At 58.4% G+C, this 13,550-nt stretch carries 11 protein-coding genes and 1 pseudogene; 7 read left to right on the top strand and 5 right to left on the bottom strand.

The genetic code is table 11. The features are described from left to right. Positions 1–3: 3 nt before the first annotated feature. The 6 genes from GOX66_RS18935 (at position 4) to GOX66_RS18910 (ending at position 4,537) form a co-directional block, all read left to right on the top strand. On the top strand, positions 4–885 hold the full coding sequence (locus tag GOX66_RS18935) for a DUF4915 domain-containing protein (RefSeq protein WP_170764564.1): 882 nt from the start codon (positions 4–6) through the stop codon (positions 883–885). Between the two features lie 51 nt (positions 886–936). Further along, a complete protein-coding gene (locus GOX66_RS18930; protein ID WP_170764563.1) occupies positions 937–2,175 on the top strand; it encodes a pertactin-like passenger domain-containing protein in 1,239 nt (412 codons plus the stop codon). Next, positions 2,175–2,936 (top strand): autotransporter outer membrane beta-barrel domain-containing protein, encoded by a 762-nt coding sequence (locus GOX66_RS18925; protein ID WP_170764561.1) that lies wholly within the window; start codon positions 2,175–2,177, stop codon positions 2,934–2,936. The genes GOX66_RS18930 and GOX66_RS18925 overlap by 1 nt, the downstream gene beginning before the upstream one ends. 126 nt (positions 2,937–3,062) lie before the next feature. Next, positions 3,063–3,389 carry a hypothetical protein gene (locus GOX66_RS18920; RefSeq protein ID WP_170764559.1) on the top strand — a complete coding sequence of 109 codons (327 nt, stop codon included), beginning with the start codon at positions 3,063–3,065 and terminating at the stop codon, positions 3,387–3,389. 227 nt (positions 3,390–3,616) lie between these two features. Further along, complete coding sequence (locus GOX66_RS18915) at positions 3,617–4,261, top strand: hypothetical protein (protein ID WP_170764557.1); 645 nt, start codon at positions 3,617–3,619, stop codon at positions 4,259–4,261. A gap of 66 nt (positions 4,262–4,327) precedes the next feature. Beyond that, entirely contained in the window at positions 4,328–4,537 is a 210-nt protein-coding gene (locus GOX66_RS18910; protein ID WP_170764555.1) for a hypothetical protein, read from the top strand. 732 nt (positions 4,538–5,269) lie between these two features. Here GOX66_RS18910 and GOX66_RS26200 read toward each other — a convergent pair. The 5 genes and pseudogenes from GOX66_RS26200 to hutI form a co-directional block, all read right to left on the bottom strand. Further along, positions 5,270–6,424, bottom strand: a pseudogene (locus GOX66_RS26200) (N,N-dimethylformamidase beta subunit family domain-containing protein). 407 nt (positions 6,425–6,831) lie between these two features. Further along, complete coding sequence (gene hutU, locus GOX66_RS18900) at positions 6,832–8,514, bottom strand: urocanate hydratase (protein WP_170764553.1); 1,683 nt, start codon at positions 8,512–8,514, stop codon at positions 6,832–6,834. 15 nt (positions 8,515–8,529) lie between these two features. After that, positions 8,530–9,315 carry an N-formylglutamate deformylase gene (hutG, locus tag GOX66_RS18895; protein WP_170764551.1) on the bottom strand — a complete coding sequence of 262 codons (786 nt, stop codon included), beginning with the start codon at positions 9,313–9,315 and terminating at the stop codon, positions 8,530–8,532. Further along, positions 9,312–10,850, bottom strand: coding sequence for a histidine ammonia-lyase (hutH, locus tag GOX66_RS18890; RefSeq protein WP_170764549.1), 1,539 nt, complete (start codon positions 10,848–10,850; stop codon positions 9,312–9,314). The genes hutG and hutH overlap by 4 nt, the downstream gene beginning before the upstream one ends. Next, positions 10,847–12,058, bottom strand: coding sequence for an imidazolonepropionase (hutI, locus tag GOX66_RS18885; protein ID WP_170764547.1), 1,212 nt, complete (start codon positions 12,056–12,058; stop codon positions 10,847–10,849). The genes hutH and hutI overlap by 4 nt, the downstream gene beginning before the upstream one ends. 80 nt (positions 12,059–12,138) lie before the next feature. Between hutI and GOX66_RS18880 the strand changes: the two genes are divergently transcribed. Continuing rightward, positions 12,139–13,503 carry a formimidoylglutamate deiminase gene (locus GOX66_RS18880; protein WP_170764545.1) on the top strand — a complete coding sequence of 455 codons (1,365 nt, stop codon included), beginning with the start codon at positions 12,139–12,141 and terminating at the stop codon, positions 13,501–13,503. Positions 13,504–13,550: the final 47 nt, after the last annotated feature.

The following is a 13,550-nucleotide window of genomic DNA, read 5'->3' as shown; positions in this document are numbered from 1 at the left end:
GCAATGAACGGCACGACCGGATTAAATCAGGGATCCTTCTGCAGCGCAGAGAATGTTGATCCCGAAACAAACGCAGGCTTTACCAAGGTCGACTATTCAGTATCCGCAGGCCTTGCCCGGCGGTTGAACGGACTTGGGTTGTCCTTGGCCTTTTCATCATACCGATCCGGGTTCCTGTACATGGCAGGGGTCAAGCCAGGTGGAGGGGTTAACATCCATCAAATGGCGTTTCACCGGCCCATGGGCATCCATCGGCACAGTGCGCATGGTCTGTCGGTGGCGGCCGATAATCAGATTTTGCACCACCTGAACGGGCTGGCAATACAGGACGGACAGCCGCGCTATGTCACTGCCGTCAGCCGGTCGGATACGATTGACGGCTGGCGTGATCGGCGCGCCGATGGCGGCATCATCATTGATGCAGAAACCAATGACATCGTGTGCGATGGTCTGTCGATGCCGCATTTGCCCCGACTGCATGAAGGCCGGTTGTGGCTGTTGAACTCCGGGCGCGGGGAACTGGGCACAATGGAATTCGATCAGAACGGCAAGGGCAATTTTGAACCACACGTTTTCTGTCCCGGATTTACGAGGGGTCTGGCACTGAACGGTCGTTACGCCTTCGTCGGCCTGTCTAAACCTCGCTACAAACGGTTCGAAGGGTTGGAACCAGATGCGCGACTGGCCGCGGCGGACAGTGTTCCTTGGTGCGGTATTCAGATCATCGATCTGGAGACAAGAACCTGTGTCGACTGGTTGCGCATTGATGGCGCGGAGTCCGAGCTTTACGATCTTGAACATTTTCCCGGACACCTTTGCCCGGTGGCTATCGCTCCCGGTACGCCCGAAGCGGCGACGCTGAAAACGCTGCCGAAATCGGCGTGACTCCAAAACACCCATTAAACAAACAACAAAACCAAAACTGGTACGGAAATAATGAGTAATACAGAACAGGGCGCAAACCTGCCGGGCAATCGGGCTATCCTGCTACGTGGCGGCAGAATGGCGAAGCACAAGGGACAGATCGCAAGCTATGCGCCCTCACCGGGGCGCGTGCTTTCATCGGTCTCGACTACCGCGCTTGGTGCAGCGATCTCGCTGGCAGGCCGCCACGGAATCTCGGCGAGCAACAGAGGTACCGATCTTTCCGTTGAATCGACGGGCACCGTAACCGGCAGTCGCCATGTTAAATTCGCAAGCAATCGCGGTACGGGGAATCTGACCGTCGATGTTGGCGATGCGATCAGTACAAATGATGGGTACGGCATCCATGCCCGGAACTATGGCTCTGGCATTTTGAGTGTTAGTCTATCCGGCAGTTTCGAAGTCGGCAGTGAAGATGGTATCGAGACCCTGACCAATGCCGGCAATCTGAGTGTAATCGAATTGCGGCAGAGTGCTTCGGTTTTGTCAGCGTCGGATGAAGCAATCACCAATAACGAAGGTGTCAGTCAGGTCGGGTTGGCCGCTGGTTCGGCATTTTCTGGGGCGGTTCTGCTGTACGACGGTCGGGATGCGCTGATGATCGAAGGCGGTGCGGATATCAGCGCGGCAACCGTTTTCGACGGCGGCGGCGCGACGCGGGACACTTTGACGTTCTCAGCCTTTACCGGAACGCTCGGCGGAACCCTTTCCACCAATTGGGAAAGCCTGACCGCCGACAATGGCAGCACCCTGAACCTGGACAACACCGCTGCGGGCTTCGGGCTGGTTACTGCGCAAAACGGCCCGAACGAAATAGCGATGGGCAGCGGTTTGAATTTGGGTGGCGAGTTGCAGATTGACGCAACCAGCAATTTCCTCGCCAGCCATGCCGACATGGGGAATGTCGCAATCAGCGGCGACACCTTCAATGATGGCCTTATTCGTTTGGCAGATGGCCAGAGCGGTGATCGCGTCACCGTCGGGGGCGATCTTTCCGGAAGCGGGTCTGTTACTCTGGATGTCGATTTCGCGTCGGGCACCAATGACCGGATCATAGTCTCTGGTGACAGTGCAGGTGCACGGCAAAGGTTGCATGTCCGGATTGCCAGCGGCCACGAATCCACTCTGCAAAACACCACGTTGGCGGTCGTCTCCGGCAAGCGTACAGCGTCGGACTTCCGTCTGGCGGACGGCGACTTCGTTGCCAACAGCGGCAAGCTGCGATCAACGCAGACGCATATGCGTTTTTGATGGATTATGATGCGGAAACCGGTGTGTTCGTTTTGACTCCTTTCAACGCAAGCGACGGTGTGATCCGCAACCCCGACCGCGCCTTTCCTGCCGTAGGTGTCCGGCAATACAGCGATCATATGTCTCTGGACGGGGCTCTGCGGCGATTGTCAGGCCGAACAGGCAGAGCCGAAGGGGAAACAGTCAGCCGGTCCCTGATCAACTTCGGCACGACAGACCAACCGCTAATCCGGCTGAATGTCGAAGGAGGCCGCGATTGCTATACGTTTGACGATCGTATGAACAAAAACACACGTGGCGGCCTTCGTGTCGGCGCCAGCTTGCCTCTTGCTGAAATCGGCAAGATATTCACGCTTGAAAACGGGCTGAACCTGATCCCGCAGGCGCAGCTTATCTACAGCGATGTCGATGCCGATGATCTTACCGACGTAACCGAAGGTGCTGCGGGTACGGTTTCTGATGGCAACTCGTTAGGCGCACGCCTCGGTCTGCGCGCTGAACATGAACTGGGTGGTTCCTGTGTCTTTTACGGGCAGCTCGATTATTACCACACCCTGGACAATGAAACCGGAGTGACATTTGGCAACGACACTGTCCTGACCGAGCGTGGCAGGAACAATGTCGCCGTGACACTCGGTGGTCATACGTCTCTTTCCGAGAGGACAACGCTGTTCGGTGAAGTCGCGGCTCATAGAGGGTTTGGCGGCGGCTCAGAAGATCATGGCTATGCAGGGCAAATCGGCTTTGAATTCCGGTTTTAGGGCTGCGGCAATCAAAATGAGGAAGCGCGTATCAGGCGCTTTTTCAGGTGGGCCATCGTGCCGCCACTTGATATCACCCTCCGATGGCCCACAAAAATTTATCGTTCAAACAGAAGGAACTACTCAATGAAAAAACTGCACTTTACCGCGCTGGCCGCCTTAGCTCTGACAGCGGCATCTTCGGTCTGTGCCGAGGACCTGGAGTTCTTACTCTACAATGACAGCAGCGCCGATCTGGTCGGGTTCAATATCTCCCCGGCATCATCCGGTGATTGGGAAGACGACCTTTTGGAAGGTGGCTATCTGGCCCCTGGTTATGAAATTGGCGTGGATATCGCAGACGGACTGACGACGTGCATCTACGACATTCGGGGCATTTTCTCGGATGGTTCCAGTGCGGAAGACTTTGAACTGAATCTCTGTGATCTGGGTGAATACACGTTCACCGACTGAGTGTCGGTGAAAATACGAACTTAAAGAAACCAGCGAAAGCTCCGCCGCGCCGGAGCTTTCAGATTCCAACTGACCTGGATCAGTCTCTTTTGGATCAGGAGGTGTGTAAAACACCCCAGGTTGAATTGACTGAAAGCGCTGAGTGCTGAGTATCAAAGGTATTGTGCGACGGACATCCTCGCAAAACACGTTCTGACATAAGCAAGACAAAGGGCTTACCGATGCGAATGACTGCTAAAAAGTTTTTACTCATCAATATCCTTATAACGGCTGGGTTTTACGTTTTCAGTTTCATCGCACTTGGCAGCGCGGTTCCAAATATCGGGTCGACCGGGGTAGAAATCGTTGCATGGTTCACAGAAAACGGGTCGCGCGCACGCACTTATGCCTGGGCATCGACTTTCGTATCCCTTGGTCTGATGATCTTCGCCGGTCAGGTCTCGGCCCTGCTTCCTTCGCCAAATCGCTACGTGTTCATTGCGGGTGTCTTTGGATTCGCCCTGACCGCTCAGGTTCAGGCATGGATTTGGGCCGGCCTGGCTTATAGCCCAAGCGGTGCACCCGTTGGGACGGCACGAGCGATTTTTGCCATTGCTGCATTCTGGGGGCCGGTAGTGAATGCGTCTACAACCGCAATGGCTGCCTCGGTCGCAGTGCTGGGCTTTGGTGAACACAAAACCGTTCCCTCCTGGCTCGCCTGGCTCAGCCTTGTATTTGGGATCGAACAGGCCATCGAAACCATTACTATCTTCGGGCATTCCGGGTTCATCGCACCGGGGGGCACGATGAACGTCTACCTCGGTGGCGCTCTTGGTTTCATCTGGGTCGGCGGAGTGGTTCGATGGGCAATGCAAAAGCTGGAAGAGGCGTAACCGGCCTCGTTTGGCGATACGGGCGCATTTATTGCGTTCCGATACAAATCCAACGGAGATACCAATATGCAGCGGGTCGACACGCATCTTCACCTTTGGAACACCGAGCAATTTGATAACCCTTGGCGTCAGAATGGTTCGTTCTCAGGGTTGCCCGACGCGTACCGGTTGGAAGATGCGGTTGCTGAACCTCAGAAGGCGGACACATACTTTGTCGTTGTGCAGGCCGAGGTCAATCACGCCGAAGATCCGGTTGAAAAGACTACGCGGCATTAGAAAACAGCAAATAGTCACCCTAACGGCGACCAAATCGCGAGGTTCGTCGCGTATACAGATCTTTCCGATCCAAATGTCGCACTCACGCTTAGCCGACATGCGCAACACCCTGATTTTGTAGGTATTCGGCAAGAGATTTGGTTGGAGAAGCCTTCGTTGCGCCCGGACTTTCGTGAGGAAAACATGCACGCAATCCCTGCTTGAAGACGCGGTTTGGACCGCATGTCAGCATCTGTTTTCTAAATTGACTTCGGAGCCTCAGGAAAGCTTGTATCTGGCAACGGCAAAAAGGGCTAATCGACTAAGTCGCTAAACTCCATTCGGAGTTACGTGGTACTAAGCCGGGCAACGCACATGCGATCCGAGTGTCATCAGAACTTTTTTCGAAAGGTCGTATCCGTGCCGCTGTACTGACGATTGCTGATCTGAGCGCACTCGACGTCTTGACCGCAAATTCCTGCGGAATATGTGGCGAATTCTCCAGGCTCTTTCAACCTAGGCCTGGCTCTCATCGCAAAACCGGTTGAGAACATTGCGGGTGATGATCTCGACCTGACTGTCACGACGCATCAACCCGGCGACCCATTCGCATGTTCCTGCGCAAAACGCCTCGCCATCTCCCTTTTTCCAAGAGACAATCGCCCCGTTGCCACGGCTTGATTTATCCAGCGTTACCGACGTTAGTTCACCGAACAGGGAAAGTGCTTTGAACTCGGCATCTGCGCTGCCGATTTAAAGCGTTTCCCCCAAATGGGAAAAGTCAGCTTCGATGTTGGTGGCCAGTCCAAGGGCAATGACTTCGACCGATTTGTCCGTGCCGTCTTTGCCCGTTGGATAGGGCAGCCCGTCGTCAAAAGTGAAATCCACCCCGTCCACCTCATATCCAAATATCCTCGATCCGGCACCCAGCTGGTCGCCGCATCCAAGCCGCGCGCCATTCAGAGCCCAGTGATCCGGGCGATAGGCCGTGAAGCCCCCACTGCCCTGCCCGACACAATTGCCAAGACCAGCATAGACGCCCATCAAACCATACACACCAAAGGATTGCGCACCCTGCCAATGGACCGGCTGAGCATCCCATGCACCGATCACCAATAGCTCATTTTCGCTGCCCATGAGGGGGTCGGCATCCCTGGCCACATATTTGTAGCAGATTTGCGTTTTCGCCTGATCCTCCAGCCGGGTCTGCCAGAGGAAGTTGCCGACGAAGCGTGCAACCCGACCGCCATTTTTGGTAAAAAGCTTGACCCTCTCACGCATTGTTGCAGTCCAGTATTCGTCGCGACCTACGAATACTGCACATCGGTAGCCAGTCAGCAGGTCGGGTTCCAATTCCAGGTCGTGCTGCGTGACGATTTCGAACGCAAACCTCTCGGCTTCCGCTCAGCGCGCAAAATGGCGTTCATAACTGGCCCAGCCAGCCGAAGCATATTTCTTTGAATACCCATAGGCAAAGGCCAGTTCCATATGGGGATAGCGCACCATTCCGTCCGGATCGCTCGACTGTTCGCTCAATACGCGGGGGGCGCCGTCGGGCAGTTTGCAGAACCCGCGCGTCCAGGGCCTCTGGTTTGACAGGACCGGAGAGAAGGCGTTGCGCTCGGGCCCTGTGATCCCTTCGTAGGCACTGGACCCGCTCCAACAATTGTAAGCCAGCCAGGTCCCGGTTGCACAAACCAGCGCCATTGGGGCCGGTTTCGCATGCGAGGCCCGAAGAACGAAAATCAGATGATGCTCTTCGATTGAATCGCCCCCACGTTCGGCACGAAGGGTGATCAGATAGGCCCCGGCCCTCCAGCCGTCAGGAATGGGAAAGGAATGCGAGATTTCCCATTCACGCCCATGCGCCGAGCAATGTTCCGGGGTGTCCCAATGCTGCCCCTGCAAGTCCGCAATATGTAAAGCGGGCGTCTATTCGATGCCGTCCCGCCCGACCTCCAATGACCAGTTCTGTGCCGTAGTCGAGACGCGCAGCTCGACAGTGTCGCCGGGACGGTCGGTGTAACCCCAGATTTCCAACACGCGGTCATCTCTGGCTGGGCCGATATAGTAGTGATCCGGAATACGGCGCGCTCGGGCACGCGTGCGCGGGGTAATCGCAGGGCCTCAGCCCTCGTGTTCCGGATTGACCACGATCTTCATCCTTCCCCCGCTATGCTGCTGGCACATTATTTGCTCACCTGAAGCCAGTTCCGGTGAAATCCACCCGAGCACACTATATGGCAACCAATGGTCAGTGGACCACGCAGGTAATACAGCACTTCCATACGAAGATCTGTGCTTCAGCCGGTTGATTACCTCAATATACCCGGCAGACGCAGCCCATGTTCACGGGCGCAGTCCTTTGCGATGTCATAGCCCGCATCCGCGTGCCGCCAGACTCCGGATGCGGGATCGTTCCACAGAACGCGTTCCAGACGTTTTGCAGCTTCTTCGGTTCCATCCGCACAGATCACAACCCCGGCGTGCTGGCTGAACCCCATTCCGACACCACCGCCGTGGTGCAATGACACCCAGGTGGCGCCCGAGGCGGTATTGACCAGCGCGTTCAGCAGCGGCCAGTCCGAGACCGCGTCAGAACCGTCCAGCATCGCTTCGGTCTCGCGATTGGGCGAGGCAACCGAACCGCTGTCGAGATGATCCCGCCCAATGACGACAGGTGCTTTCAGCTCGCCGTTTTTCACCATCTCGTTAAAGGCCAGCCCAGCGCGGTGCCGATCCCCCAACCCGATCCAGCAGATGCGTGCCGGCAGGCCCTGGAAGGCGATACGCTCCTGCGCCATATCCAGCCAGTTGTGCAGATGGGTGTTCTCCGGGAACAGCTCTTTCATCTTGGCATCGGTCTTGTAAATATCCTCCGGGTCGCCCGACAGCGCGCACCAGCGGAACGGGCCAACCCCACGGCAGAACAGCGGACGGATATAAGCGGGAACAAAGCCGGGGAAGGCAAAGGCGTTTTCCAGCCCTTCATCCTGCGCCACCTGCCGGATGTTATTGCCGTAATCCAGCGTCGGAACGCCCGCATTCCAAAAATCAACCATCGCTGCCACATGTTGCTTCATTGAGGCCCGCGCAGCCTTTTCAACCGCTTTCGGATCGGTTTCGCGCTTGTCCTTCCACTGAGCCATGGTCCAGCCGAGGGGCAGATAGCCATTCACCGGATCATGAGCGCTGGTCTGGTCCGTGACGATATCGGGGCACATTCCTCCAGCTTGCATCCTTGCGTAGATCTCGGGGAAGATTTCAGCGGCATTTCCCAGCAGGCCCACGGATTTCGCCTCACCCGCCTTGGTCCAGCGGTCAATCATCTCAAGCGCTTCGTCCAGCGTTTCCGCCTTTTCATCCAGATATTTGGTGCGCAGGCGGAAGTCGATGCTGTCAGGGTTGCATTCAACCGCCAGACAGCAAGCCCCCGCAAAGACCGCCGCCAGAGGCTGCGCGCCGCCCATGCCGCCCAAACCGCCGGTCAGAATCCACTTGCCGGTCAGGTCACCGCCATAATGCTGACGGCCGGCCTCGGCAAAGGTCTCATAGGTGCCCTGAACGATGCCCTGCGTGCCGATATAGATCCAGGAACCGGCCGTCATCTGGCCGTACATCATCAGGCCCTTTTTATCGAGCTCATTGAAGTGATCCCAGTTGGCCCAATGCGGTACAAGGTTCGAATTCGCAATCAAAACGCGTGGCGCATCTGTATGGGTCCGCACGATCGCCACCGGCTTACCTGACTGCACCACTAGCGTTTCGTCCTCTTCCAGGTCCTTCAGACTGGCCACGATGGTGTCAAAATCGTTCCACGTCCGCGCCGCCCGGCCGATGCCGCCGTAAACCACCAGCTCATGCGGGTTCTCGGCCACATCCGGGTGCAGGTTGTTCATCAGCATCCTCAGCGGAGCTTCGGTCATCCAGCTTTTGGCGTTCAGGTCCGGGCCGGTGGGCGGAAAGATGTCACGGGTATTCTTACGGGGATCGGTCATGGTTTTCCTCCGGTCTCATGGGGCCCAGTTGGCCAGGCTGTCGAGAATGTCTTTGAGATGCGCTCGCAGGCGGTCGGCCTTACCCGCGTCATAAGTCCAAGGCGCACGCTCGGCACTCAGATACGTGATTTGCGCCAGCTCCATCTGGATCGCGTGCAGCCCCTCGGCGGGCCGTCCGTAATGGCGCGTCGTCCAGCCGCCCTTGAACCGGCCGTTCAGTACTGCGCTATAACCTTTGACCGCCGCGCAGATCGCCACTACGCGAGCCTCGATCTCAGGGTCGCATGTGGTGCCTAGATTGGTGCCAGTGTTGAAGTCCGGCAACGTGCCGTCGAACAGAAACGGGATATGACTGCGGATCGAGTGGCAATCATAGAGAATGGCATAGCCGTACAATGCCTTCACTCGTGCCAGTTCGGCCTCAAGCGCGGCGTGATAAGGCGCATGGAAGGCGGCGCGACGTTCGGCAATGTCCTGATCCGTCGGTGGCTGGTCCCAGATGTCATGCCCGTCAAAATCCGTCAGTGGCACCAGCGTCGTAGTGTTCTGACCCGGATAAAGCGACACACCCGACGGGTCGCGATTGGCGTCTATCACATAGCGATGGAACGTGGCGCGCACCGTGGTCGCATCGGGCAAAAGCCCGTCATACAGAGTGTGGATGTGCCAATCCGTATCATCCAGCCCCCTGCCCCGTGCATTCAGCTTTGCCTCGACCTCGGGCGGAACGAATGTGCCGGTATGCGGCAGGCCCAGCACGACCGGGCTGTTGCCCCGGGTGACTTCCACCGGTTCGGTCATGCGCCAAGCTCGGGCATATCCAGACCCGTACCGTGGGCGACGTCGCCGCTGGCGATCAGGGCTGCGGCGGCCTCGATATCCGGGGCGGTATAGCGGTCATCGACTAGGGGCGGTACCAACGCGCGCAGGCGCGCCATCACACCTTGAAGCGTTTCGCTGGTGACCAGCGGCGCGCGGAACTCGACGCCCTGCGTGGCACAGAGCAGTTCGACCCCCAGAATACGCTCGAGATTGGTCACCATCTGCCCCAGACGCCGTGCACCGTGGGCGGCCATGGATACGTGATCCTCCTGATTTGCCGATGTGGGCGTCGAGTCGGTGACGCAAGGGTTGGCCAAGTGCTTGTTCTCGCTCATCAGCGCCGCCGTAGTGACCTCGGCAATCATCAACCCCGAGTTCAGCCCCGGATTGGGGGTCAGAAAGGGCGGCAGATCAAAGCTGAGCACCGGATCGACGATCAGCGCGATGCGGCGCTGCGCGATGGCACCGATTTCGGCCACAGCCAACGCGATCATATCTGCGGCAAACCCAACGGGTTCGGCGTGAAAATTCCCCCCTGAAACGATCAAACCCGTTTCAGACAATACCAATGGGTTGTCGGTGGCTGCATTGGCCTCGATCTCCAACGTGGTCGCCGCCTGTCGCAGCACATCCATCGCCGCGCCGACGACCTGCGGCTGGCAGCGAATGCAATAGGGATCCTGCACACGCGTGTCACCTTCGCGATGACTCTCGCGGATGACCGAACCGGCCAGCAGCGCGCGCATAGCAACTCCGGCCTCAATCTGGCCGCGGTGACCACGCAACGTGTGAATCTCCGGCTGCAACGGAGCCGTGGAACCCATGATTGCGTCCGTGGTCAGCGCCGACGTGACCAGCGCGCTTTGTGCCGCCTGCCATGCACCGAACAGGCCCGCCAAAGCAAATGCCGTGGAAAACTGCGTGCCGTTGATCAGCGCCAGACCTTCCTTGGGACCCAGTACAACCGGGGTCAGCCCGGCCGCAGCCAAGGCTTCACCGCCGGGCATCACTTTGCCGCCGATCTCTGCCTCGCCCGCGCCCATCATCACCGCAGCCATATGCGACAAGGGTGCCAGATCGCCCGAGGCCCCAACCGAACCCTGCGCCGGAATCACCGGGGTCACACCTTTTTCCAGCATCCCTTCCAGCAGATCGATCAATTTCAGCCGCACGCCCGAGGCGCCGCGCCCCAGGCTGAGCAGTTTCAGCACCATCATCAACCGCGCATGGGTGCGCAGGATCGCGGGACCGACGCCGCAGCAATGGCTGAGGATCAGGTTACGCTGCAGGGTCGCTGTATCCTCGGGCGCGATCTTAACATTGGCCAGTTTGCCAAAGCCGGTATTGACGCCATACACCGCCGCCTCACCCGCAGCCGCAGCCGCAATGCGTGCATGAGCGGCCTCGATCGCAGGGCGGCAAGCCGCATCCAGACGGACGGCGCGTTCCTCGCGAAAGACCTGTTCCAGTTGCACCAGAGACACTGCGCCGGGTGTGAGAGTTAGAGGGGTCAAATTGCGCCTCCGATAATACGAGCGTGAAGCGGGTTGAAGCCAATGCGGTAAGCGAGCTCTGCCGGGTGGGTTACGTTCCAAACCGCCAGATCGGCGCGCAAACCCGGAGCAATCCGGCCGCAATCGCCCAGGCCCAGCGCGCGGGCCGCGTGGATGGTTACCCCTTGCAGCGCCTCCTCGGGTGTCATGCGAAACAGGGTGCAGCCCATATTCATGGTCAGCAACAGCGACGTCATCGGCGCCGAACCCGGATTGCAATCAGTCGCCAGCGCCATCGGCACGTTATGCTCGCGTAGCAGGTCAATCGGCGGTGTCTGTGTCTCGCGCAGAGTGTAGAAAGCACCGGGCAGAATAACGCCGACAGTGCCCGCCTCTGCCATGGCCTGCACGCCCTCTTCATCCAGATATTCGATATGATCTGCAGAAAGCGCGCCATAGGACGCGGCCAGTTTAGCACCGCCCAGGTTGGACAGTTGCTCGGCATGCAGCTTGATCGGCAGACCGAGTTCTTTGGCCGCGTCAAACAATGGCACCAGTTGGTCTGGCAAAAAGGCGATGCCCTCACAAAAGGCATCAACCGCGTCCACCAGACCTTCTGCATGGGCTGCGCGCAGGGTCGGGATGCAGACCTCAGAGATATAAGCATCGGGGCGGTTTTTATATTCCACAGGAATCGCATGTGCGCCCAGAAAGCTGGTCACAACCCGCACTGGGCGATGATCCGGCAATGTACGCGCTGCACGCAACATGTTCAGCTCGGTATCGCGGTCCAGACCATAGCCCGACTTGACCTCGATGACCGACACACTCTCGGCCAGCATCGCATCCACCCGCGGCAGGGCCTGCGCGATCAGATCCTCAACACTAGCCTCCCGGGTTGCAGTTACGGTCGAGATGATACCACCGCCTGCACGCGCAACTTCTTCATAACTGGCGCCATTCAGCCGCATCTCGAATTCCACTGCGCGATGGCCACCGTGTACTACGTGGGTATGGCAATCAATCAGCGCGGGAGTCACCAGACGACCACCCAGAGAAGTCCGGGGCAGTTCTGCATAAACCTCCGGCACATCTTCCTGCGGTCCGACCCACGCGATTTTACCATCCACCGCCGCTATCGCAGCATCTTCGATCAGACCATAGGCACTGGATCCTTCAGCCATGGTTGCGGCGTGCAGATCTGTGAACAGCTGATCGCGGGTCTGCATTCGAATCTCTCCCCTGCACTTCTCTCTTTTCTGGTACAGTTCTTTATGTCATATGTCTATTCATAAAATCGGAGGGATGCATGACAGCCATATTTGCTAACCGTGCCCTGCTGGCGACCGGCTGGACAGAGAATCTGCGGCTTGAGGTCGACGGCAGGCAAATCGCGCACCTTACGTCGGATGCTGAGGCGCAGGACGGGGATACGCGCGTCGACATTCTGCTGCCTGCATTGGCCAACCTGCACAGCCATGCCTTCCAGCGCGCAATGGCCGGGATGACTGAATACCGGTTGGCCGGTCGCGACAGTTTCTGGACCTGGCGCGATCTGATGTATCGCTTCACTTCCCACCTGACTCCCGAACAGGTGCAGGCCATCGCCGCACTCGTTTACCTTGAGATGCAGGAAGCCGGATATGCCTCGGTCGGCGAGTTCCATTACTTACACCACCAGCCGGGCGGGCAGCCTTATGACAGGCTGGCCGAACTATCGGATCGGGTTATGGCCGCTGCGGACGAGACCGGGATTGGCCTGACCCATCTGCCGGTGCTCTACAGTTATGCCGGTGTCGGGGAAAAACCGCTGGAACCCGGACAGCGGCGTTTTGGCAATGACGTAGACCGCTTCGGTGCGCTGGTTGAGCAGGCCCGCGATGGGCTTGCGGAACTGCCCGAAGACTGCCGCGTCGGCATTGCCCCCCACTCTTTGCGCGCAACATCCCCGCGCGATCTGGAGCACGTTATTGCGGCGCAGGGCGCTGGCCCCATCCACATACACATCGCCGAACAGCCGAAAGAAGTGCAGGAAGTGAAGGACGGCCTGGGCGACCGCCCCGTTGCATGGTTGCTGGACAATGCCCCCGTCGATGCAAGCTGGTGCCTGATTCATGCCACCCACATGACCGAGGCTGAGACCCGCGCCTTGGCCGCCAGCGGCGCTGTTGCCGGACTGTGCCCCGTAACCGAGGCCAATCTGGGCGATGGCCCGTTCAACGGCCCGACCTATCTTGCCGCGGGCGGTGCTTTCGGCGTCGGCTCGGATTCCAACGTGCTGATATCCCTGACCGAAGAGTTGCGCACACTTGAGTATTCCCAGCGCTTGCGTGACCTGTCGCGCAATGTACTGGTTGTTGGCGAAGGTTCGGTCGGGCAGACGCTTTATTGCGGTGCAGCCAGGGGCGGAGCGCAGGCGCTTGGTCGCAAAGCGGGGCAAATCGCCGAGGGTATGCTGGCCGATCTCGTTGCCATCGACGGCCAGAATCCAGCCCTGTGCGCTTTGCGTCCTGATCAGTTGCTGGACGGGCTTGTGTTTGCCGCTAAAGATCACGTCGTGACTGACCTTTGGTCCGCCGGTCGCCATCAGGTGAAAGGCGGCCGCCATGTTGCCCGCGACAGGATCGTAACCAATTACCGCAAAGCAATGGCCGGGCTTCTCTCCGGCTTCTAAGCCTGGTCGTGACAGGTTCAATGTTTTTGCCTACTCCTATAAATCTG

The organism is Ruegeria lacuscaerulensis, from assembly GCF_013031245.1.
Classification (GTDB): Bacteria; Pseudomonadota; Alphaproteobacteria; order Rhodobacterales; family Rhodobacteraceae; genus Ruegeria; species Ruegeria lacuscaerulensis_C.
Note: the sequence above shows the minus strand (reverse complement) of the source record. Positions and strands in the feature narration are given on the sequence as shown.

Coding starts and splice junctions, on each gene's coding strand:
- GOX66_RS18935 (WP_170764564.1), top strand. CDS start 4: ATGAACGGCACGACCGGATTAAATCAGGGATCCTTCTGCAGCGCAGAG.
- GOX66_RS18930 (WP_170764563.1), top strand. CDS start 937: ATGAGTAATACAGAACAGGGCGCAAACCTGCCGGGCAATCGGGCTATC.
- GOX66_RS18925 (WP_170764561.1), top strand. CDS start 2,175: ATGGATTATGATGCGGAAACCGGTGTGTTCGTTTTGACTCCTTTCAAC.
- GOX66_RS18920 (WP_170764559.1), top strand. CDS start 3,063: ATGAAAAAACTGCACTTTACCGCGCTGGCCGCCTTAGCTCTGACAGCG.
- GOX66_RS18915 (WP_170764557.1), top strand. CDS start 3,617: ATGACTGCTAAAAAGTTTTTACTCATCAATATCCTTATAACGGCTGGG.
- GOX66_RS18910 (WP_170764555.1), top strand. CDS start 4,328: ATGCAGCGGGTCGACACGCATCTTCACCTTTGGAACACCGAGCAATTT.
- hutU (WP_170764553.1), bottom strand. CDS start 8,514: ATGACCGATCCCCGTAAGAATACCCGTGACATCTTTCCGCCCACCGGC.
- hutG (WP_170764551.1), bottom strand. CDS start 9,315: ATGACCGAACCGGTGGAAGTCACCCGGGGCAACAGCCCGGTCGTGCTG.
- hutI (WP_170764547.1), bottom strand. CDS start 12,058: ATGCAGACCCGCGATCAGCTGTTCACAGATCTGCACGCCGCAACCATG.
- GOX66_RS18880 (WP_170764545.1), top strand. CDS start 12,139: ATGACAGCCATATTTGCTAACCGTGCCCTGCTGGCGACCGGCTGGACA.